This is a genomic window from Microcoleus sp. AS-A8 (assembly GCA_039962225.1).
Classification (GTDB): domain Bacteria; phylum Cyanobacteriota; class Cyanobacteriia; order Cyanobacteriales; family Coleofasciculaceae; genus Allocoleopsis.
The window spans coordinates 323,815-345,645 of sequence record JAMPKV010000002.1; the positions used below are offsets into that span (position 1 = coordinate 323,815).

Genomic DNA, 21,831 nt, shown 5'->3' on the forward strand with positions numbered 1-21,831 from the left:
GATACTGTCTATGGCTCAAGCGAGTCTATAAATTTAAAATAGTGTACAGCTACACCTAACTCTCTGTTGTCACCGTTACGCAAAACTTTGGCAGGACGCCATGTTTTGCTGGCAATAGTAATTTGGGCATTCCAATCCTGAATTGGTACTTTATAGATACCTTTCACCGAAGATTTTGGCAGACGAACAGCCACTGTTGAACTTCCTGCACTCAGTTTGACATCCATAGCAAATGGGGCATAGTTACTCAGACAAAACTCAATAAATTTTGCCTTAGTTTCCTTGGCACAGGACATTACAGATTTCGCTTGAGTAAAGCGCAATTTTAGGTTTGGATCAGGTACATGGGGTGCCCAAGTCTTACATTCATCAGGTGGAAGTGTAATTTCACTCGGTTCGTAATAGTCGTGACTTTTTTTAGCAATAATCACATTTGCTAAGTGACTGATATCTGAACGATATTTTCTAGGTGTCCATCCGAGTCTTAACAGAGTTCTCATAAAATAAGATGAATCAAACCCCAATTCCAACCAACCAAATTTTCGGATAGACCACACTGACATACCATCTAATCTCAGTCCCCAAGGATAGGGAACTGCTGGAATTGGGCCTTCTACAATGGGTTCTGCTGCAAAAGCGATCAATCCATTTTCATTCGTTAGTTCATAGAGATTTTTCAGTAATTGAATATGATTAGCACAATGATGAAAACACTCAAAAAAGACTGCTGCATCATATTTTTCCTTGGAGTCAAACTCCAACATGTCTTTTTTGACCAAGTTAACTTTATTGGAAAACTTTTCTGCTCTATATTGGATTAAATCAAGATAGGATTGTTCGCAATCTACCGCCGTGACTTGGTAAGCCATTTGGCTAAAGTTTAAAGTCGTGTTTCCAAATCCAGGCCCAAATTCTACTATTCGAGAATGAGGAGGTAAGCTCATGGTTTTGATTAAAAAGCCTTGAGCGATTAAATGGTCTCCTACAGTGGTTGGACTCTTAGTGCAGTAGGGAAAGGGATTATTTTTTAAGGTCTCAAAATCAAACTCTGTATGTTCATTCTCAATACTATATTGATCTCTTTCGGAAATTTCTAAATAGAGTTTCATCTGAGCGTCATAATAGTCTTGAGAATAAGGGTCTTTAGGGAAGTTGCTGTCCACTACATAATTAAATTCAGATAATGCTTTTCTGAGTTCATCGTCTGAAATTAAGGCTCTTTCATCAGCTTGTTGAATTTGTAAATCTAAATCGCGAATATTATTGATATATTTCATGTTGATTCCTATTAATTTTAAAAGTGGATTTAAATAAATAATGTTTTGCGAAAAAAAATCTGGAAAATATTTTATTACTTTTTTTAAGAGAAACTTAATTCTTTCTTTTTGCATGATAATATTTGATTTAAATATTGGAATGTAAAAATAAAAATAAGCTAGTAAAACAATATTTTAAACATCACTTCTCAATATTGAGATTATATATTATCTAGTAAAGCTAGATAATATTGTTCTATCCTTGACCATTTATAAGTTTCTTCTACGAATTTATTTCCTTGTAGACCTAGCTGGTATCTCACTTCTTTATCCATTTTTTCTAAAGCCACTTGGAACTCGTATTTGTTCGTATACCAAAGCCCACCATTTGCCCTCCGACACTGCCCTACCAACACCTCACATTTGCCGTTCACTAAGACTGGCTTACTTACTGTCCAAGCTTCTAATACTGCCATTGATAAACTTTCATAAGGTGACGGCATGACTAACAGTTCACAAGCGGCTAAAGCATCCCATTTCGTCTGCTCATCCACAAACCCCAGTGCTATAATGTCGGGATGCTTGGGTATTGACATAACTGATCTGCCAAGCAACACCAGTTTTCTGGGAGCAGATTCACGCGATCGCAACTCCAGAAAATAGCGAAAAAGTTCATCACAGCCCTTAGAGGGATCAACTCTACCAACATACAGCAAAAAGGGTTCGTCAACGTTGTATTGCTGCCGGAAACGTTCTGCATCATAGGCTTTTGGTGGTTCTACTGCAACCCCAACAATCGGCCCTTCACAGTTTGCCTTGGGAAAACGCGACTGAAGGAAAGTCCGTTCTTCTACTGTGTTAAATATAAAACCCTGAGGTTTTTCAAATAAGGTATCCCATATACTCATGTAGATTGGCCATTCGTTATGAGCTGTAGGAACTAGATAAGCTTTTTCAGCTACCAAGGGCAAAACAAAGTACGTCGTTCCATATAAATAAGTGAAAAAGATAAAAGCATCATAATCACCTTTATGCTTTTTAACATAGTTAATCAGATCAGGTGACCGCGAACCCTGAGCTAGCATCCAATTTTCTTGCTCCTTTAAAGATGCTTCTTTGATGCGAGGATAAATTTTTTCAGAAACGCGATTAAAAGCTCTTATATCTCGCTGCTTTGCCACTCGAAAACGCCGAACTTTGACCCCAGAAACCTCTGTTAATCCTGGTGGATAGTGGTTCTTCCAAGTCATGTAGTCCAATGCACAAGTCGTCAGAATTTCTACATCCCAATACTTGGACATCCGCTCGGCAATTTTAAGACAGTGAGATTCCGAGCCACCATTAACTTCTAAGCCACAGCGTTGAACGACGAAAGCAATTCGCTTCATAATTAGTGTTATAACAGTTCAAGCGAATGGACTACGATGCCTAATCGTCTTGAATCTGATGAATTTCCATACTCAGTAGGGCAAAAATTTGGAGAGATAAGGGTAATTCTCCAGCAATCCGACGCTATCTCATCGTCGCTTGGCTTCAAATCTTGTTTTGATAAGTTTAGATTCATATCAACTATTTTTTCTCTTAAATTAATTTCATGCCACGCAGAAGTAAAATGAGTTTTCCATGTAAACTTAAATTCTTTATTTCTGACTAAATTATCCAACGTTATAAGGATGTTCCATTCATGGATGTAGTTTATTTCAGGGGCAGATAAACATATGCGAAGAGTTCTTTTAAGGAATTCAGTCTCCCAAAAATACACTCTAGCTAATCCATCACTCCACCTTCCTGCAAAATCTTCATATTGATAGTATTTGTGCCAGCCTGTTCCTAGGGACATTCCAGTTTTTATACAGTTTTTTAAGTCGTTCCCTGCTAAAGTTTTTCCTAGAATATAAGGATTCCAGTTATACAATCTAAACGTGTCGTGGAAATTATCAAAACACTCGTCTTCTAAATCCCTACTTCTAGACCAGCCATGAAACAAGAAGAACTCAGTCCACCACCGATATGAAGCTAAGGTAATATGACCGTGATGGGGAGTTCCATTTTCTAAAACAATATTTTTGAAAGGAATATTGTGCATCATATCCCTTCTCCAGGTGGGATTATCTTCATTGACTTGAATGCCTAATTTGAAGGTGGCATCAAAACCAAATGATGGGATAGTGAGAAATATCTTTTTATCATAAGACTGATGTAACTGAGTTAAAATCTGCTCTAAGGTTGAAACAGGTAAATGCTCAAAAACTTCGGTAAATGTAACTAACTCTACATCATTTAAAGAAGCTTTTTGAATCCAATCTTCAGCCGTAGCAACTGTTAAAAAACTTTTTGTCGATTGATCGGCTTTAGCAATTAACGATTCACTAAAATCAATTCCATAAGACTTTACTCCCAATTCCCTCATAGCCTTCACGAGTAGTCCTAGTCCACAGCCTATGTCTATGTGTTGCTTGGGAGAAAAAGTAGAGGAGAGGACTTTAGCCAGTTTTTGGTAGGGAGCAATATTCCAATCTAATCCATAATCCCCATCATAGAAATTTTGTTTTAATACGACGTTATAATAAAGATTTTCTAGCTCAGATAAGGACATATCCTCGCTTTTGCTATATATCTTTTGGGTTAATGGATCTAAGATAGTGTTGGATGGAGTGGAAGTATCTAATGTAAAATTTGTTTGTGATTCAGCTTTATTAACTATTTTTAATGTTTTTTTTACTTTATTTTTAACTTTCTTGAGAAAGACATTAAACTTACTGTTGCCATTCATCATCCTCACTCCACACCTTACTAACTGTTTGGCACTGTCCTGAAACTTTTCCGCTAGTGAGAATCTTCTTAAAACTAGAGTTATTCTCAGTTATTATTTTGTCACGCAGTAAAGAAAACTGAACCATCCTTGTCCAGCCGAGCCGTCTTGCTGCACATCTACAACCTTTCCTCCATTGCTAGTAACTATTTTCAAAACAGTATCCTTGGGAATGCCATACATTTCCATACGGGGTACGAACAAAGAAGAACTCGTTTTGGCTTCATTAATAGCTCTAAGCTTACGATATAGGCTCAACATCTTACGGCCCATACTTTGCAATTGGCTTATCCCTTCAACTTTTACGGGAATTCTTAGAGTTTGGGAACCCTTATCTTTAAACCAAGCTATTTGTTCGTGAACCATGTCTAATTCCAGAACATAAGTATCGGATTGAGATGGCACAGTAACGGTTAGTGAAACCTCTACTTCTTCGTTGGGTTCTAGAGTTTTTGGCAAAGGTTCTCTACCATCATCACTCACGATTGTTCGTCCAGCTTCATTCAACCAGTGGTTCCCCAAGCTAATATTGTATTTCCCATTGGAATCCTCAAAGGATGGCCAAGTCACGTTGCTAATATTTTTGATTTTGACTCGAACAGTAGTCTTGGTGCCAGCCTCTACATTTACCAGCGGTTCTAAGAGAGTGATTTGTGCTCTATAAGCATAATCTTCAAGAGCATTAAGTTTCTCCACGGGAGCTAGTTCGCTGGGTGCCTGAAATACTAGTAAGCCACCAGGAGCGAGAATGCGAACGAATTCTTTGATGTAGTTCTTGCTGTACTCAGGTTTAATGTGTTGAAGAACAATTTTTGAGTAGATAAAGTTAAAGTAATCGTCTTCAAACAAGCTGAGATTATCAGCATCGTTCACGTAATACTTGCATTTATCCCCATGACGATTGTATTGTTTGGCAAAGTCAATCATTGATGGGGCAATATCTACCCCATAGCACTCATCGAAATACAAACACAGTGCCTGAGTAAGCCGTCCCACACCACAACCAAAATCAAAGGCTCTTTGCCGAGATAAGGAAATATTTAAAGAGCTAATATACTCGAAAACAGCGTTTATTTCTTCTTCCCCCGTTTGGAAAAATTCCTCTGGCTTCCAACTGTTGTTTTTCTTAGTCGGATTAGTTAAGATGGCCCAGAGAGGGTCTTGCTTACCAAATTCATCCCAATTCTTTTTCAGCTCTTGCAGGTTCATACCTTTGACTTCTTTATAATTAGAAATTAGTTTTTGCTTGAGGGTTTTTAGCATTAAATTCAGAAATATTTAGAGAATGAAAATCCTTTCTTTTCATTTTTTCAAAAAAGTGCATGAGAGTGTTTTGAAATATGCCTGTAGTAAAGGCTTCTCGCCTTAGCTGTTGCGGCTTTATAACTTTGTCTCGCAGTTCTTTGTCTTTAACAAGCAGTTTTGCCAGAGCTGCAACCTGAACCAAATCATCTTTACTCGTAAACATCAAACCTGCTTTGCCTAAAGTTTCTGGTACAGCACTACTTTTATAAGCAAGGACAGGAATATCAAACCACATTGCCTCTATCAAAGGGACGCAAAAACCTTCATGCTCGCTCATTGACCAAAACAGGTGAGCAGTGCGATAAAAGGCTAATAGTTGGGCATCACTGACTTGCCCCGCCAGCATAACGTGACTGGTTAAACCCCATCTTTGAATCAGGTTAATCAGGTGGCAGTAATAGGCTTCTTTGTCGTTACCATAGCCAACTAAAATTAATCTTGTTTCCCGATCCATCGTCAGGTAATGTGCAAAAGCTTCTAATAGTTGATCTTGTCGCTTATTCGGCGCTATCCGTCCGACAAATAGTAAATTCGTTTTCCCATCTTGCAGGTGTTGCATTAAGACTGTATCCGGAGGGATATCCCATTTTTTAGGGTCTACAACAAGCGGTAAAACTCCCGGATCGTTAAAACCAGCCGCGACAAGTTCAGCGGCATTATAAGTAGAAACTCCAGCGGAAATAGGGAAGTGTTCAGCGAGTTGCTTTAGTTCAGTTCGACCTTGTTCCAGAATTTTGGCAAACTCCGGTCGATAAGGCAAAAAAAACTCAGCCGGTGTAATGTTGTGATAAATAAGACACTTAGCACCCGGATGAGCGATCGCATAATCCGTGACTTCCGAACCTATCGAATGATGGTAGATTAACCCTGCGCGATCGCTAATGCGCCTAGACTGAAAAATTATGGCTTCTTGAGCCATATGCTCATCCACATACCTAACAAAAATGTCAGATTTATATCCATTACTACGTAGATAATCTCTGATGGCTAACGCGTGATTGGAAATGGCATCTCCATAAGCGAGATTGGGTAAAAGCTGATGAATTTCTTGAAGCTTTCCACTGGTATGTTTCGTTGGCACTTCTAGGGGTTCTTGAGATAATCCTAAAGCCACTTCATAACGTTCTATGACCTTATCCCATACGGCATTATCTTGAGCATAGGCTTGACCGTTAGCACCATAGTTCGCTAGCTGAGCTTCTTCCAGTTGGTCAAGGTTGGCGAACAATTCTATCCACTCAGATTCTGTCTGTGCTAACCAACCTCCTTGGGAGGATTTTACAGCCATTGCAGTCGCTAAACAACTACGATGAACGGCTACAGGTCTTCCATAGAACCAGGCTTCCATCATGACGCGAGAATAGCTTTCGTTTTGGCTCGGTTGTAATAACGCTACGCAATTAGCCAGTAAGGCTTCCTTCTCTTCCTCTTCAACTAAACCTAAATCCAGTAAACCGGGTGCCGAGCCATTAAATGATGTATTTCCAGGGCCAGCTAGAACTAACCTTAGATTAGAGTCTGAATAGTTCTGCTTAAAAGCGGTATAAGCTCTGACGATTAAATCTGTATTTTTTGTCGCATCCCGGCGACCTAAGTAAAGCACAAAGCGCTCTTGTTTGACTGAGAACTCTCTAACTTGGCTAATTGCCTGATCATAGTGCTGTCCAGCCTCTACACCGGCACCAGCTACAATACTTTTAGGAATAATCCCCGGCCCGTACAACTGTCTCGCTAGTTGAGCTTCCCCTTCACTAATAAACAATAACCCTTGAGCGGCGTGGAAAATCTCAGCAACTTGGGGCAAGTAAGCATAAACTTCATTATGCAAGCAGGGCTGCAAAAAGGCTCGCTTGGCAACGCTAGGTAATCCCTTTAAAATCGGGCCATAAAGATAGGGTAGGAATAAAAATCCTTGATAGTGGTTGTGTTGATTTTTTAAATATTTCAGTAGGTCAGGCGAGTTAATATTTTCGGAAGTAAAAATTTCTGAATTCTTTAACGTGACTGGATTAACCCCAGGTTTGAGCCTTGAAGGTGGTAAGCTCAACATCAGGCGATTAACCTCAGCAAAGGCGTTGCGATCGCGCTGAGCAACCCGAAAACGCCGAATCTTTACACCGTGATCCTGACTCAATCCAGCTTTGAGATGATTAACCGCCCAATCCTCATGAAAGGAGCGACAACACGTTGTCAGTACTTCCACTGTATGCCCTCTGCGGGCAAGGCGTGTGGCAACTTGCCACGCCTGCTGCTCTGCACCTCCTTTTAAATCCCTGCCAAACCAGGGAGTCACGATCGCTATTGGCTTCATAACTTATATCCAACCACCGCGTAATCACGGGCACAAAAGAACCAATTGTGAAGGAGCTGCCAACTAGCATCTTCTTGATTAAAAGGACTCCCCTCAACAGGATTTAGATATAGTATCTTAACCTTTGATAATCCTTGAGATTCTAGAATAAATTGAATAGTGTCTGGGAACAAGGGATTTTTATGAGTAGGATCGGCGTAAAAATTGCAAGCCCCTACAACAATATTTTTAGGGTTGGGTGTTTCAAAAATCGCTAATCCTCCTGGTTTCAGTACCCTTACCACTTCATTGAACAATTTTATGAGTATGGGAAACGGCAAGTGTTCGATGATATGAAAGCCTGTCACGGCACCTAAACTTAAATCGGGCAAGGTACGCAAATAAGCAATCACATCTCCTTCTACAACCTCAAACTCTCTGGTTCGGCAGTAGTCTACCATGACTCTGTTATGGTCTAATCCAGTTGCTGTATATCCAGATTCCCGCAGTAACTCTAGCCATTCACCCCGTCCACAACCTACATCGAGAATCGGGAAGTCTGAAGTACCAATATTAGCTTCCTCAAGCAAGGGGAGATAAACTTTTAAGCGATTAAAGATATCCTCACGTTCCCCTCGAAACTGGTTCTCGAAGGCCGTGTAAAATGCATCGAGCAAGTGTTGTTCTTCATTTTCCACAGCTTGTAGCTGCCCTTGATTCACTGATTCTGGAGAACGCTGTTGCGCTTCTTCCAAAAACAGAGAGAGCGATCGCTTTTGCTGGGTAAGTTCAGTTTTGAGATAACTATCATTTTTGGTGTAACGCTCATCTATAGCTTTCAGTCGTTCGTTTAATTCCTTCACCTGTGATTGCAGATCGATTAATTGAGCGAATACGTGCTCGAACAGCTTTCGATTCAAGTTCGTAGACTCTCGCTGTGCTTGAATTAGAGAAAAATTAACAATTCGTTGCTTCTTAAAAAGAAATCCATACAGCTTGAGGACAAACTTTTGTAATCCCTGACTCAAACTCAAGGGAAAACGATTAAATTTATCAGGCAGTTCAGTAGGTACCTCAGAAAATAACTCAGCCTGACTTAGCAAAGTTTCTATAGGGCTATTTTTTTCAAAAGCGATTTCGTTAAAATTGTTAAGTTCTGCATTCCCAGGTAAAGACAAATCATGACGCCTTGCTACCTCATCACGCACCTTCTGCATTAATTCATCTACATTAATTTCTAAGTTATTGGACTCAATCATTTTTAAAAATTTAAATTATATTAATTACAATTAAATACATTCAATGATTTTGGTATTAAATTGTTGAATCTTCATCTGAGCTTCTAAATCGACAACTCCCTCACATATATTACTAGTTTCCACCTCAAAAACTATTAACTCATCCATCCAATCGTAGCTGATTCCTTCTTCTGAATGTATTCCTACCGTTACTGTATAAACTCCTTTGTTTAAGTAACAAGGCATTTGAAAACTTGCTGTCATTTGTTGATCCGGTAAAATTTTAGGCACTCCAATATTCATTAAGTAAGTATTGGTTCCATAAATGACTAATCCTACCAGGTTTCTAATCGAAAATCCTATAACTAAATCGGATAACTCAGCTTGGGAGCTTATCTCAACAACTACTCTAAAGATTGACCCAGTTTCTACTTTTCCTTTTATCTCATTTTTTTCTAAATCTTCTAACCTAGCGGAATTGATAAACGCTAGATTGTTGCCATGCCTATGGATTTTTTTGGGAACGATATCATGACCAGACTCAAGTTTTGTGACAACGGAATTAATGCGGTCGCATTCATTGCCTTTTGGAGTTTTCTCTGAACTTAAAAGGGCAATATAATGATTAACAACATCTTTGGGATACCCAACTTCTAGAATCCTCCCCTGATTCAGAAGAACTACTCGCTGGCATAAAGCTTTCACACTGGAGCTATCATGGGACACAAAGAGAATCGTTACTCCTTGTTCTTTTAGCTGGCGAATTCGCTTCATGCAACGCGCCTGAAATTTGGCATCCCCAACGGCTAATGCCTCGTCCACAATTAAAATTTTGGGCTCTGTGTTAGCAACGACGGCAAATGCCAATCGTACTACCATACCACTGGAGTAAGTTTTAACAGGCTGATCAATAAAATCACCGATATCAGCAAAAGCCGCGATGCGATCGAACTTGGTTTTTATTTCTTCCCGACTTAACCCTAAAATTTGACCATTAAAAAATACATTCTGCCTTCCTGTAAACTCCGGGTTAAACCCACTACCGAGTTCTAGTAAGGCTGAAACTCGACCCTTAACCCATACTTCGCCTGTTGTTGGTGCCACCGTTCCAGCAATAATCTGCAACAGGGTACTTTTGCCGGAACCATTTTGTCCAATAATTCCCAGCGTCTCTCCTTGGGCAACCTCCAGATTGATATCCTGCAAAGCCCAGAACTTCTGAGCATGACTTTTCCCGGGCAGCAAGATTTCCTTTAATCGGTCGATTGGACGGTTATAGCGCTTGTAGCATTTCGAGATATTTTTCAGAGAAATGGCAATCTCACTCATCACACCATTGCTGTTTGAGCAACCTCTAGATTACATCGACTTACGCTAGTTGCAAGTACCGATACAGTCATACACCACCCTAAAACACTACCAAAGAAACTCCCCATATCACACCCTAGAGCAAGTTGGCAGAAATAATTCACCAGCTTACAAGCGGTTGAACGTCTTAGACTAAAAGACTTTTGGCTTGGATGGAAGCGGCACGAGTACAACTGGGCACCAGTAATTCACGACTTCCAGGAGAAGAGGCGGTGAGGAAATGAGGGGGAGATTTTAACGGGTCAGGTATTTGTGCCGCGCTGCACTAGTTTCTCAAGTGATTGACCTCTCCTATTTGTACTAAGTTCCCCTACACTGGTCTACTGATAGATCTGAGGGTTTATCAGTCTTTCACTTTCATGGGATCGCATCCACTCTGACCTAAGTTTTTACCTGACAACCCATGCCTTTATCGTCCCTGAACGACTCTCTGATCTTGAGAAACCTTGTTTAGCTGGAGTCCTAAGGGTCTCTTATCCCCATTAACTCCTAGATTGATCGGCGTGAAACACCGTGAGGTTTTAATCTGTAGCAAGATCTCTGCTCCTGGACTGAGTTGAGAAATATCAACGCTTTCTGCATAAGGTCCTGGCGCGTTAATCGTGCGTTCCTTGCTAGCCATTATCCGACCTGCCTGCTTGAGACTGAACTCAATTTTCAGAGGACGCCGCTGAGCGTCTGCATGATAAACAATATATTCGAGCTTGAGGTTGTTTCCGGTCACCTTGTAGGTCTTTTCAAACAGGCCGCTCGTATGGCGATCGCTATATTGTATGGGTTTGTAGCAGACAAAGCGAGGCTCGAAGGGAATCTTGCCATAGCTGCTCTTTACTTCAAAAATCGCTCCAATGAATAAAACCGTTGCCACCGCTAGGATGCAATAGCGCCAAGGTTTGGAGAACTTGGTAGGTATAATTTTTTCCGGGCTAGAGTACTCTTGTCCTCCCATATCTATATTGGATACACCAAGCAAAATAAATAGCAAAACGAGAATGTTGGCGATCAATAGAGAATGACCGTAAAGATTGCCCGCAAATATTCCCAAAATTAATACTGTTACTATTTGGGTATTAGGGTTTTTCAGGTAAAAGGCTTGATAGATAAATAGAGCGCAAAATAGACTCAACCCTATAATGCCAGTTTCAGCCAAAATTTGTAGGAAGTAATTGTGAGCATTTTCGCCGTTGTAAGTTACAAAAAAACTAGAGTGACTGAATTCACCAATTGAACTTTGACGATAAAAAATACCTTTCCCTAAACCGAGGATAGGATAATGGCTGTACATCAACAAAGCAGAACGAAAAATTTGAGGACGCTCGCTCAGAGCTGAATTCAGTTCTTGAAAGGATTGAATCTTAGGCAACGAAGCTACCTGATGTAACAACCCCCTATCCCCCCAGTAGCCTACAAAAATAACTGTTCCCAGAATTGTTAGGCTGATGAAAGTGAGATTCATCAGATGTTTCTGAGGTCTTTGAATTAGTAAAAAACCTACATACCCCAAACAGGCAATAAACAGCGTGGCGAGGGAAAAGCGAGAAGCACTGACTACTACCCCAGCCCCTGCCAGAAAAGAGAAGCCCGCGGCTGCCAGTTTGACTAAGGAGTTGTGGGAACGCAGGTAATAAAGACCTCCCATAAAAGCAGCAACAGCATACCCACCATAGGCGTGAAGATCTGGGAAAAAGCTATTTACCCCCACCTCAACCCCATCTCTGTTGTAGCCAAGTCCTGTAAACTTTGACCACAAGGCGTAACTCAGAATAATCACTGTAGCTACAGCAAGAGGGATTAGCACACTCCGTATTAACTGTGATGTAGTGCGAACTAGGGTGAGTAGCCTAATGCTGAGAGTGATGACGGCAGTAAAGATAAACAGATCTCTTAAGGGGTAGTAATCATCATGAAAACTTGTGTAGCGAAGGTTAGCCAGATTGTAGAAAAATCCTTTAACTGAGTAGGGCGAAGCAGATTGATATAAATTGCGGGATATCGCAATGGCGACAGTTATTAAGATTAATACGTGAAAACCCATCAATAATAATTTAAGGATGGTTGATTTATCGGGTATGTTTTCTCTATATAAGCTAGATTTTGAATTTAAAAAACTTAAAATTAGTAATCCTGCTAATAAACCAATTGATGCATCGATACTTAAAAGGTCTAAGGTGAAGATTTCCCAATGAAATACTGCCCTGAGTTGCTCGGAAATTCCGGCTGTGAAGGGGACAACAAAAACCAGAAATCCAACCGATAGCAGCGGATTACATAGCGTCGTAAAAAATAGAGTCAAACACAAGAGAAAATTCAGCCAAGGAAAAGCAATATACGACGAAAAAAAAATGTGTAAAACAAAGCAGATTATCAGGAAAAGAGTGGATAATAAAGAATGAAGACGTATCAGTTTATTCATGAGAAGCCAAACCTTGCTTTATGCACATACCTAGTAACTTGAGCATCAGTGAATAGTGAGCAGTGACCAGTAGCCTGTCTACCTTATATCAATTTTCTTTTACGTTAAAATGAATGAATTTTTAAAAATTAAGGGTTACAGCCTCTGATATGTAGCAATCATTGGCGTAAATGATATTAGCGTTTCGAGAATTAGGACAGATTGGCAAGCGGGTCACTGATTTAGGCCACCTTGCACTAAGTTGATAGGCTGGATTGCCGATCGCGCTCTGAAAAAAATTACGAGTGAAAAGCCTGGGAGGATTCCAGAACATCGATACAATGCTGAGCTTTCCTCCAAAGGTTGTCAGGGGGTAAACTAGCCGCGATGGATTCTGAGAGAGTGGCGATCGCATTTGCCAGGTCTTCAGGGGCTGGAGGGTAGCTGGAAACCGCCAGGATTTTGGGATGCTCTGTGGGAATGACCTTTTCTGTCGCGCTAACCAAAGCCTCGTGCAGTTTTTCCCCCGGACGCAAGCCCGTAATCTTAATGGGGACATCAACCTCTGGGGTGAGACCGGCTAACTGGATCAGCTGTTCTGCCAAGTCCAATATTTTCACGGGTTGCCCCATATCCAGGATTAAGGTTTGACCCGATTCACCGACAGCAAGGCTTTGAATCACAAGCTGAGAGGCTTCAGGCGTTGTCATGAAGTAGCGGGTCATTAATGGGTCTGTGATCGTGACGGGGCCACCCCTAGCAATTTGGGATTGGAAAATAGGTACAACGCTGCCGCGACTGCCCAAGACGTTGCCAAAGCGCACGACTAGAAAGCGGGTGTGGCTTGTGGAAGCACAGGCTTTGACCATCAGTTCTGCTAAGCGCTTGCTCAGACCCATGAAGTTGTTAGGTTCAACGGCTTTATCAGTGGAAATGAGAACGAAAGTTTTAACGGCATAAATATTGGCTAGTTTAGCTAAGTGGAAAGAAGCTAAGGCGTTATTTTCTAGAGCTTCCGTAGGATTATGCTGCATTAAGGGGACGTGTTTATGAGCAGCGGCGTGGAAGATGATTTCGGGTTTCCAGGTTTTGAATATCTGTTCAATACGAGACTGATGGCGAACATCAGCAATCAGGGCAGTCACTTTAAGCTGAGGGAAGTCTCGCTTTAATTCCTGCTCGATATTAAAGATACTATTCTCGCCACGTCCAAGTAGCAGCAGGTTGTCGGGTTCTAGACGAGCCAGCTGGCGACAGATTTCTGAGCCAATACTGCCACCAGCACCCGTAACGAGGACGGTTCGCTGGTAAATTTGCGATCGCGCACTCGGAAATTTTGGATCGAACTCAGCATCGAAGTCTAGTCGGATTTCCGGGCGTCCCAGAATGTCCTGAATTTGAATTTCTCTAGCTTGGGGAGTCAGGTTGCGATCGCGCAAAATTTCTGTCTGTCCGGGTAGGACTTTGAGTTTGAGTGAAGAACCTCGCGCCAAGTTGACAAGATGGCGAATTTGTGGAGCATTGGCAGATGGCATGGAAATCAGCACTTCGGCAGCGTTGAGGCGTTGTGCGATCGCAACCATCTGACAGGTTTTCCCGATCACCGCCACTCCCTCAACTTTCCGCCCTACCTTTGTAGGGTCATCATCCACAAAGCCGACAATTTCTAGATTGAGTTGAGGGTTTTGTCGCACTTCCTGGACAATTTGAGCACCCGTCATACCTGCTCCCACCAGTAGCACCCGCTGTCGCTGTGTTGGGGAAATCCCTTGCCGATAGGTACGGCGCGAATAGCGTCCTATTTGGTAATGACACAGGGACTGGCGTCGAGCATAGCGCATCCCGCTCATTGCCATGAGACAAAAGCTCCAATCAATGGCGGAAACGCCTAAGGGAATCCCATGTAAGAACTGAAAGCGGGGAATCAATAAGCGGGTGGTGACTAAAACCACCAGGGAATAGAGTGTGACAGCATTGAACAGAGACGTGGCATCTTTGGGCCCGAACAGACGCCAGACTTGCTGGTAAAGGCCGAAACCCGTCTGAAACAGCAAACGACCAGGAATAGCTAATAAAGGCAGAATCCACGCTAACGCTTGGTGAGTAGCTGGAATATCTCCATCAAACCGAATCAAGAAGGCAAGACTGCAAGCAGACCAAGCAACGAATGCATCCAGACCCAGTTGTGCTAGTCGATACACCGAGGGAAAGTGTATTCGCTTGGTCATGAAACTTCTCCCCACAGACAGTTGGCAGCAATTTTTAAGGATACCCTTGCTTAGACGCCTGAGCTAGTGTGAGGTTTCTGCTCCAGATAGTTCATCATCAGGGCGAGAGCGTTGCGAGTAAAGCGTTCGCCCTAGAGCCCTTCTCTTCTCCTGTCGGAGACGCTCCGCGAACGAGACGCTTTCTCGCCTTCGGCTGCGACTGCTTCGCAAACGCGAACGGGCATCCTTCGGCAGGCGTTGCCGAAGCGTCGCGCAGAGCGCTGCTTGACCTACCCTTGTCATCAGCATCAACTTACCGTTACAGCTCAAGAACCAGATAAGATCTACACAAGAATTTTCAGGGAGCAGTGACCCAGGAAAGGCGTTGGGGCTTTTTACTCCAACTTGTGCCAACCCGATACACTCTTCTAGGGAACTTTTTCTTGATGGTGAAAACACTATAAATAACGGGTCACGGGTTACTGTTTACTGTTAAAGATTCATTGAGATTTGGCACAGGAAAATTTGGATGGATAAAGTTTGCGTAGTTGGTTTAGGTTATGTCGGCTTACCAACAGCTAGTTTGCTGGCTAATAAAGGCTTTAAGGTTCACGGAGTGGATGTTAACAGGCAGGTTGTACAAACCATCAATCGCGGAGCAATACATATTCATGAGCCGGATTTAGATGTCTTGGTCAAGTCCGCTGTAAACAGTGGAAATCTTACAGCCAGCTTGGAGCCAGCTCCTGCCCATGTGTTTATCCTAGCTGTGCCAACACCGTTTACGGATGGACATGTGCCCAATATATCTTATGTTGAAGCGGCTACACGAGCGATCGCTTCCTACCTGGAGCCCGGTAATCTGGTCATCCTGGAATCCACCAGTCCAGTGGGAACAACCGAAAAGATTAGCGTCTGGTTACAGGAACTCCGGCCCGACCTAGACCCTAACTCTATTTATATCGCTCACTGCCCAGAGCGGGTTTTACCGGGTCAAATCCTCAAAGAAATTATTACGAACGATCGCATTGTGGGTGGAATCGATCCAGCTTCAACGGCTAAGGCTGAGGAATTTTATCAGCAATTTGTCACAGGTGAGATTGTACCCACTCAAGCCCGCACCGCAGAATTATCCAAGCTGGCGGAAAATGCCTTCCGCGACGTTAACATTGCTTTTGCCAACGAACTGTCTCTAATTTGCGAACGGTTGAATATAGATGTTTGGGAACTCAGAGAACTGGCGAACCGACATCCTCGCGTTAACATTCTCAAACCAGGCCCAGGAGTAGGTGGACATTGTATCGCCGTCGATCCCTGGTTTATCGTTGACTCGGCTCCAGAGCAAGCGCAGCTCATCCGTACCGCAAGGCAAGTCAATGACTCTAAACCCGATTTTGTCGTTAGTCAGGTTAAAGCCGCAGCTGCCGATGCCGAGCAAGCGGTCATTGCCTGTTTAGGGTTGGCTTACAAGGCGAATATTGATGACTTGCGTGAAAGTCCCTCCGTCGCCATTGTTAGAAAACTGGCAAGGGAGTCAGTCGGACACATTTTAGTGGTAGAACCTCATATTTCAGCCTTACCTGCTAGTCTCGATAGCTTGGGAAGTGTCCAACTTGTCGCACTTGATGTTGCACTGGATAAGGCAGATATCTTACTGCTCCTGGTTGACCACCAAGCTTTTAAGCAGGTAGACAGGCAAAAGCTCCAAGGAAAAACGGTGATTGATACGCGAGGAATTTGGCGGTGAAGCAGGTACTGATTCGGCAGGGTCAGGCCGTGGTTGAAGAGATTCCTGCTCCTCAAGTCGAGCCTGGTACAGTTCTAGTTCAGGTCGATCATTCCTGCATTTCGATTGGCACGGAAATGAGCGGCATCAAAATGACAAGTCTGCCCTTATGGAAACGGGCACTCAAGCAGCCGGAAAATGTCAAAAAGGTTGTAGAAATGGCTGTGAGCCAAGGGGTATCCCGCACCGCTAGCGTCGTTCAAGGCAGACTGTCTAGTGGTCAGGCTACGGGTTACTCGGCTGCCGGTACGGTGTTGGAAGTGGGAGATGGGATTAATGACCTGCAACCAGGCGATCGCGTGGCTTGTGCTGGAGCGCAATGCGCTCATCATGCGGAGATTATTCGGGTACCCCGTAATCTGACGGTGCCAATACCCGATCAATTAGACTTTGCGGCGGCAAGTACGGTGACACTGGGTGCGATCGCGCTTCAAGGTATCCGCCGTGCTCAACCCACGTTGGGTGAAACCTTTGTCGTACTTGGCCTAGGAATTTTGGGTCAGTTAACGGCTCAGATGCTCAAGGCGAATGGCTGTAAGGTGATTGGTACAGACCTGGATCGCCAACGGATTGCGATCGCCCAACAGTTGGGTATGGATATAGGCATCCACCCGGACGAGGGAAATAACATTGAACAGGTAATGCGGCTGACGGAGGGTTTGGGTGCTGATGGTGTGATCATCACAGCCGCCACCCCCTCAGATGAGGTCATCTCTACCGCGTTCCGGATGTGTCGCAAAAAAGGTCGAGTCGTTCTCGTCGGGGATGTAGGCTTAAATCTCAACCGTGCTGACTTTTACCAGAAGGAATTAGACTTCTTTATTTCTACGTCCTATGGCCCAGGGCGCTACGACAACCACTATGAAGAACAAGGGCTGGACTATCCAGTCGCCTATGTGCGCTGGACGGAAAACCGTAATATGGCAGAGTACCTGCGTTTGGTAGCACAGAGCAAAGTTCAGGTAACTCCCCTGATTACTGCCACCTATCCTGTAGAACAAGCAACGCTAGCTTACGAGGCGCTCAAGGATGGAGAACAGCGACCCTTGATGGCATTACTCTCCTACCCACCGTCTCCGAGCAATGCTCCACTACAGCGCGTGGTTCCTAACCCCACGGCTCAACCAGCAGGCGCTGAGCAAATTCGGCTTGCTGTCGTCGGAGCAGGGGGTTTTGCCAAGGGTATGCATTTACCGAATTTACAGGCTCTATCCGCTTCCTACCACATACAAGCGATCATGAGCCGTACTGGTCACAACGCCACGGGGACGGCTCGGCAATTTAGTGCCAACTATGCCACCACGGACTATCAGAAGGTTCTCAGCGATCCGGAGGTCGATGCGGTACTGATTACGACGCGGCATCACTTGCACGCTTCTATGGTTGTAGAAGCACTGAAGGCGGGTAAGCATGTCTTGGTGGAAAAGCCCCTTGCCCTAACAGCCCAGGAACTGTCAGAAATTGCAGGGTTTTACTCAGCCCTCGCGGCTTCATCTGCTGCGCCGATCCTGTTAACAGGCTTCAATCGCCGCTTTTCTCCCCACGCTCGGCGGATTCATGAATTAATCCAGAACCGTAGCAACCCGCTGATTTTCAACTATCGGATGAATGCAGGTTACATTCCCTTAGACCACTGGGTTCATACAGAAGAAGGCGGCGGTCGCAACCTGGGTGAAGCCTGCCACATCTATGACCTGTTTACCTACTTGACCAACAGTAAAGTAGTGGAGGTGAAAACCCAAGCGATAACTCCTACCACAGGCTATTACAGCCGTCGCGACAATTTTGTCGCGATGATGAACTTTGCAGATGGCTCTGTTGCAACGCTTACCTATACAGCTCTCGGTTCTAAGGATTATCGTAAGGAGCAACTCGAAGCCTTTGTAGATGGGAAGGTCTTGGTGTTAAACGACTACAAGCATCTAACCGTTAGTGGAACCAAAGCCAAAGGAGTAGAGACCAAGGTGGTAGATAAGGGACACAAAGCCCAGTTGGAAGCCTTCGCCCAGGCGATTCAACAGGGAAGTGACTGGCCCATTCCGCTCTGGCAGCAGGTGCAGGCAACTGAGATCGCGCTGCGGGTGGAAGCAGAGCTGGCTCAAGTTTAGGAGCTGGTTTCGCAGCTTGAGTCAGTTCCGTGCTGCTAACCTCATCCCTTCTGCCTTCCGCCTTCTGCCTTCTGCCCTCTGCCTTGCCTGGACGACCCCTATTAATGCCGACCTACTTCATTCAAGGCGATCGCTTCGTCGATGATCAGGATGGGAACACCCTCTTGAATGGGATAGAGGTAGGTGCCATCCTTACAGATGAGTCCAGCATCAATTGGATTTTCCAGGGGTCTACCACTTCTGTTGGAAACTTTTCCTTGCTGAATGCGGAGGTTGATTTGATCGAGTAGGTTTTGGTCAGCCAGAGAAACGGGTTGTTTCGTTTCCGGACAGCACAGTATGTTTAAAAGTTCTCCAGAAATCATCATTCCAGACAAGAAACAAGATTGAAGCTCACTGCTCGAAGGTTACTAATCATTGTATGCGCCAGATTCTACTAAACAGTAAAGGGGCTCTTGTGGTGCGTATGCCTAAACCAGCCGTGGAAGCTGGCTGTGTTTTGATCCGTGTGCACTATTCTTTTGTCAGTGTAGGAACCGAGATCGCTTCTTTACGTCCTACCCCGTCTATTGTGAGCCAAGGCGCTTCTGTGGAACAGGCCAAAGCCTATGCCAGTCTTGCCCGAACTTACCTGGGATTAGCTCTACGCCATCCCGATAAAGCGATTCGACGTGTGACTCAAATGGCGAGAGGGCAGATAGCTACTCTGCTGCCTGCAAGATCGAGCGTACCGACATTGACCCTGACCAGCGGTCAGCTGGATTGGACTCGTTGTGCCGCTACTGAGGTTGAGGTGCAGGACGGTCAGTTGAAGGTGGTGACCGATGATTCAGACGCGGCTTATCAAGTCATGTCACAGGCGATTGAGGTGCCTGTCGGTCAAGTTCCCATTGTGCGGGTTAAGGGTCAGGTTCATGAAGGTGCGATCGCACTCGGCTGGTTGAATGAGAATCGGGACGCTTGGTTAGGCTCTCGTTCCTATGAGGTAGGACAATTTGAAGACTCCCTCATCTTCGATTTGCAAGGTTCACAAACCTTCACCCTAGTCCTGACAACAGCAGGAGCCGGTCAGGCATCGCGAGTCACCTTGGAAAGTTTGGAAGTCCTCATGGCTCCTCCCACAGAAAATGGACTGCCTCACAGCGAATTGGATGACCAAGGCTGGAACGTAGGCTATTCGGCTGTTGGTGAGGTGGTAGAAGTCGGAGAGGGAATTAGCGATTTAGTCGCGGGAGATCTAGTGGCCTGTGGAGGGGCCGGTCAAGCGAATCATGCCGATTACGTAAGCGTGCGCCGGAACTTGGTTTGCCGCATTCCTCAGGGATGTCCAGAGAAGTTAGCCGCCTCTACCACAGTAGGCGCGATCGCATTACAAGGGGTACGCAGGGCAGCACCCCAGTTAGGGGAGAAAATCTGCGTTTTAGGGTTAGGTTTGATTGGTCAGATTATCGTGCAGCTCCTCCGTGCGAATGGCTGCACCGTCATTGCTTTAGATCTGGATCAACACAGAGTCGAGCGTGCCAAAAGCTTGGGCATGGAGGCAGGTACAGACAACCCGGAGACACTCAAACAGATCGTGCGGGATATAACAGGGGGCTACGGAGTAGACCGAACCTTAATCGCAGCAGCGACCAAATCCGATGCCGTGATTAACTTGGCGATGGAGGTAACCCGCGCCAAAGGAACGGTTGTGATTGTCGGGGATGTTGGCCTCAATGTACAAAGAACTCTGTTTTACCGCAAAGAAATAGACCTGCTGATGAGTACCTCCTATGGCCCAGGTCGATATGACCGGTCTTATGAGGAGGAGGGGCGGGATTATCCGTTTTCCTATGTCCGGTGGACTCTCAACCGGAACATGCAGGCTTATCTTGAATTAATTGCTTCGGGTCGCATCAATATAGAAGCCCTGATCGACAAAGTAGTTTCGATTGATGAAGCTCCTGCTGTCTATAAGACTCTGGCGACAGGTAAAGACAGTCTGCCTCTCGGAGTGCTGATTCAATACCCCGACGATACCCGAAATTTACCGGAACCGCCTGAAGCGACATACATCACAATTCGGGGGCACAGAAAAGCACCAGGCGAGCTGATTAATTATGCCTTAGTGGGAGCAGGGGCATTTGGCACGAGTATGCTAGTTCCCCAAATGCAAAAACGCAAAGATCGGTTTTTCTTGCGAGGTGTAGTTAGCCGTGATACCACTCGTGGCGGGAACTTTGCCCGTGCTAACCAGGTCGAGCTATTCACCACAGAACTCGATCCCGTGTTGCAGAACCCAGCCTTTGATCTGGTTGTGATTAGCACCCGTCACTGCGAACATGCAGAACAGGTAAGCCAAAGCCTAAAAGCAGGGAAACATGTATTTGTCGAGAAACCGTTAGCGTTGAGCTGGGAAGAACTGGATTTGGTGGTCAAAACCTACGAGAGTTTGGAGCAACGACCCCTTGTGATGGTTGGCTTCAATCGGCGTTTTTCTCCAGCCTTGCAGGCGCTCAAACAAGCTTTGCAAGAAAGGCGATCTCCCCTAATCGTCAATTACCGACTCAACGGCGGCTACATTCCCCTAGATAGTTGGATTCAGACCCAACAGGGTGGCGGACGCAATCTGGGAGAAGCCTGTCATATGTATGATGTGTTTCGATTCCTGGCAGATGCACCGGTCACTTCAATCAGTGCCACTTCTATAGACCCCGCTGCGTTACCGTACCAGCGCAATGACAACTTCTGCGCCACACTCGCCTACCAAGACGGGAGTGTAGGCAATCTAGTCTATACGGCTTTAGGGCCAAAACAGGGGTTGCCAAAAGAGCGGATTGAGGTGTACTGTGACGGCGAAGTCTATATCGTCGATGACTATAAAAGTCTGAGCAGAGCCAGTGATAGTACAGTCCTATGGCAAAGTAACGAGGTGGATAAAGGTCATTTTGAAGAGTTGAGTCGGTTCGGAGATGCCATTGCGAGTGGCACAGAAGCACCGATTCCATTTGAGCAAATTGTCGAAACGACAGCGGTGGCCTTACACGTTGAAGACTTAATTTATCCGCGTGAATCTTGACAAAAAAAACA

At 44.5% G+C, this 21,831-nt stretch carries 13 protein-coding genes; 3 read left to right on the forward strand and 10 right to left on the reverse strand.

The features are described from left to right. Positions 1-8: 8 nt before the first annotated feature. The 9 genes from NDI48_04515 to NDI48_04555 form a co-directional block, all read right to left on the reverse strand. A complete protein-coding gene (locus NDI48_04515) occupies positions 9-1,391 on the reverse strand; it encodes a class I SAM-dependent methyltransferase (protein MEP0830469.1) in 1,383 nt (460 codons plus the stop codon). Positions 1,392-1,477: 86 nt separating this feature from the next. Beyond that, positions 1,478-2,644, reverse strand: a complete 1,167-nt coding sequence (locus NDI48_04520; protein MEP0830470.1) for a glycosyltransferase family 4 protein — start codon at positions 2,642-2,644, stop codon at positions 1,478-1,480. A gap of 8 nt (positions 2,645-2,652) precedes the next feature. Continuing rightward, the gene (locus NDI48_04525) at positions 2,653-4,032 is read right to left on the reverse strand and encodes a class I SAM-dependent methyltransferase (protein ID MEP0830471.1); all 1,380 of its coding nucleotides are present in this window, start codon (positions 4,030-4,032) and stop codon (positions 2,653-2,655) included. A 90-nt stretch (positions 4,033-4,122) separates the two neighbouring features. Then, positions 4,123-5,277 (reverse strand): methyltransferase domain-containing protein, encoded by a 1,155-nt coding sequence (locus NDI48_04530; protein ID MEP0830472.1) that lies wholly within the window; start codon positions 5,275-5,277, stop codon positions 4,123-4,125. A 19-nt stretch (positions 5,278-5,296) separates the two neighbouring features. Beyond that, positions 5,297-7,684, reverse strand: coding sequence for a glycosyltransferase (locus NDI48_04535; GenBank protein ID MEP0830473.1), 2,388 nt, complete (start codon positions 7,682-7,684; stop codon positions 5,297-5,299). Then, the gene (locus NDI48_04540) at positions 7,681-8,922 is read right to left on the reverse strand and encodes a class I SAM-dependent methyltransferase (GenBank protein ID MEP0830474.1); all 1,242 of its coding nucleotides are present in this window, start codon (positions 8,920-8,922) and stop codon (positions 7,681-7,683) included. Before NDI48_04540 ends, NDI48_04535 begins: the two co-directional genes overlap by 4 nt. A 30-nt stretch (positions 8,923-8,952) precedes the next feature. Beyond that, positions 8,953-10,230 (reverse strand): ABC transporter ATP-binding protein, encoded by a 1,278-nt coding sequence (locus NDI48_04545; GenBank protein MEP0830475.1) that lies wholly within the window; start codon positions 10,228-10,230, stop codon positions 8,953-8,955. A 448-nt stretch (positions 10,231-10,678) separates the two neighbouring features. Continuing rightward, positions 10,679-12,562, reverse strand: a complete 1,884-nt coding sequence (locus tag NDI48_04550; GenBank protein MEP0830476.1) for an O-antigen ligase family protein — start codon at positions 12,560-12,562, stop codon at positions 10,679-10,681. Positions 12,563-12,960: 398 nt separating this feature from the next. Then, a complete protein-coding gene (locus tag NDI48_04555) occupies positions 12,961-14,889 on the reverse strand; it encodes a polysaccharide biosynthesis protein (protein ID MEP0830477.1) in 1,929 nt (642 codons plus the stop codon). Between the two features lie 508 nt (positions 14,890-15,397). On the opposite strand from NDI48_04555, the gene wecC reads away from it, so the two are divergent. After that, the gene (gene wecC, locus NDI48_04560; GenBank protein MEP0830478.1) at positions 15,398-16,615 is read left to right on the forward strand and encodes a UDP-N-acetyl-D-mannosamine dehydrogenase; all 1,218 of its coding nucleotides are present in this window, start codon (positions 15,398-15,400) and stop codon (positions 16,613-16,615) included. After that, positions 16,612-18,762: a bi-domain-containing oxidoreductase gene (locus tag NDI48_04565; protein MEP0830479.1), complete on the forward strand. Its 2,151-nt coding sequence runs from the start codon at positions 16,612-16,614 to the stop codon at positions 18,760-18,762. The genes wecC and NDI48_04565 overlap by 4 nt, the downstream gene beginning before the upstream one ends. 101 nt (positions 18,763-18,863) lie before the next feature. Here NDI48_04565 and NDI48_04570 read toward each other — a convergent pair whose 3' ends face one another. After that, positions 18,864-19,130 carry a hypothetical protein gene (locus NDI48_04570; GenBank protein MEP0830480.1) on the reverse strand — a complete coding sequence of 89 codons (267 nt, stop codon included), beginning with the start codon at positions 19,128-19,130 and terminating at the stop codon, positions 18,864-18,866. Positions 19,131-19,228: 98 nt separating this feature from the next. Here NDI48_04570 and NDI48_04575 point away from each other — a divergent pair, with 98 nt between their 5' ends. Then, positions 19,229-21,820 (forward strand): bi-domain-containing oxidoreductase, encoded by a 2,592-nt coding sequence (locus tag NDI48_04575; protein MEP0830481.1) that lies wholly within the window; start codon positions 19,229-19,231, stop codon positions 21,818-21,820. Positions 21,821-21,831: the final 11 nt, after the last annotated feature.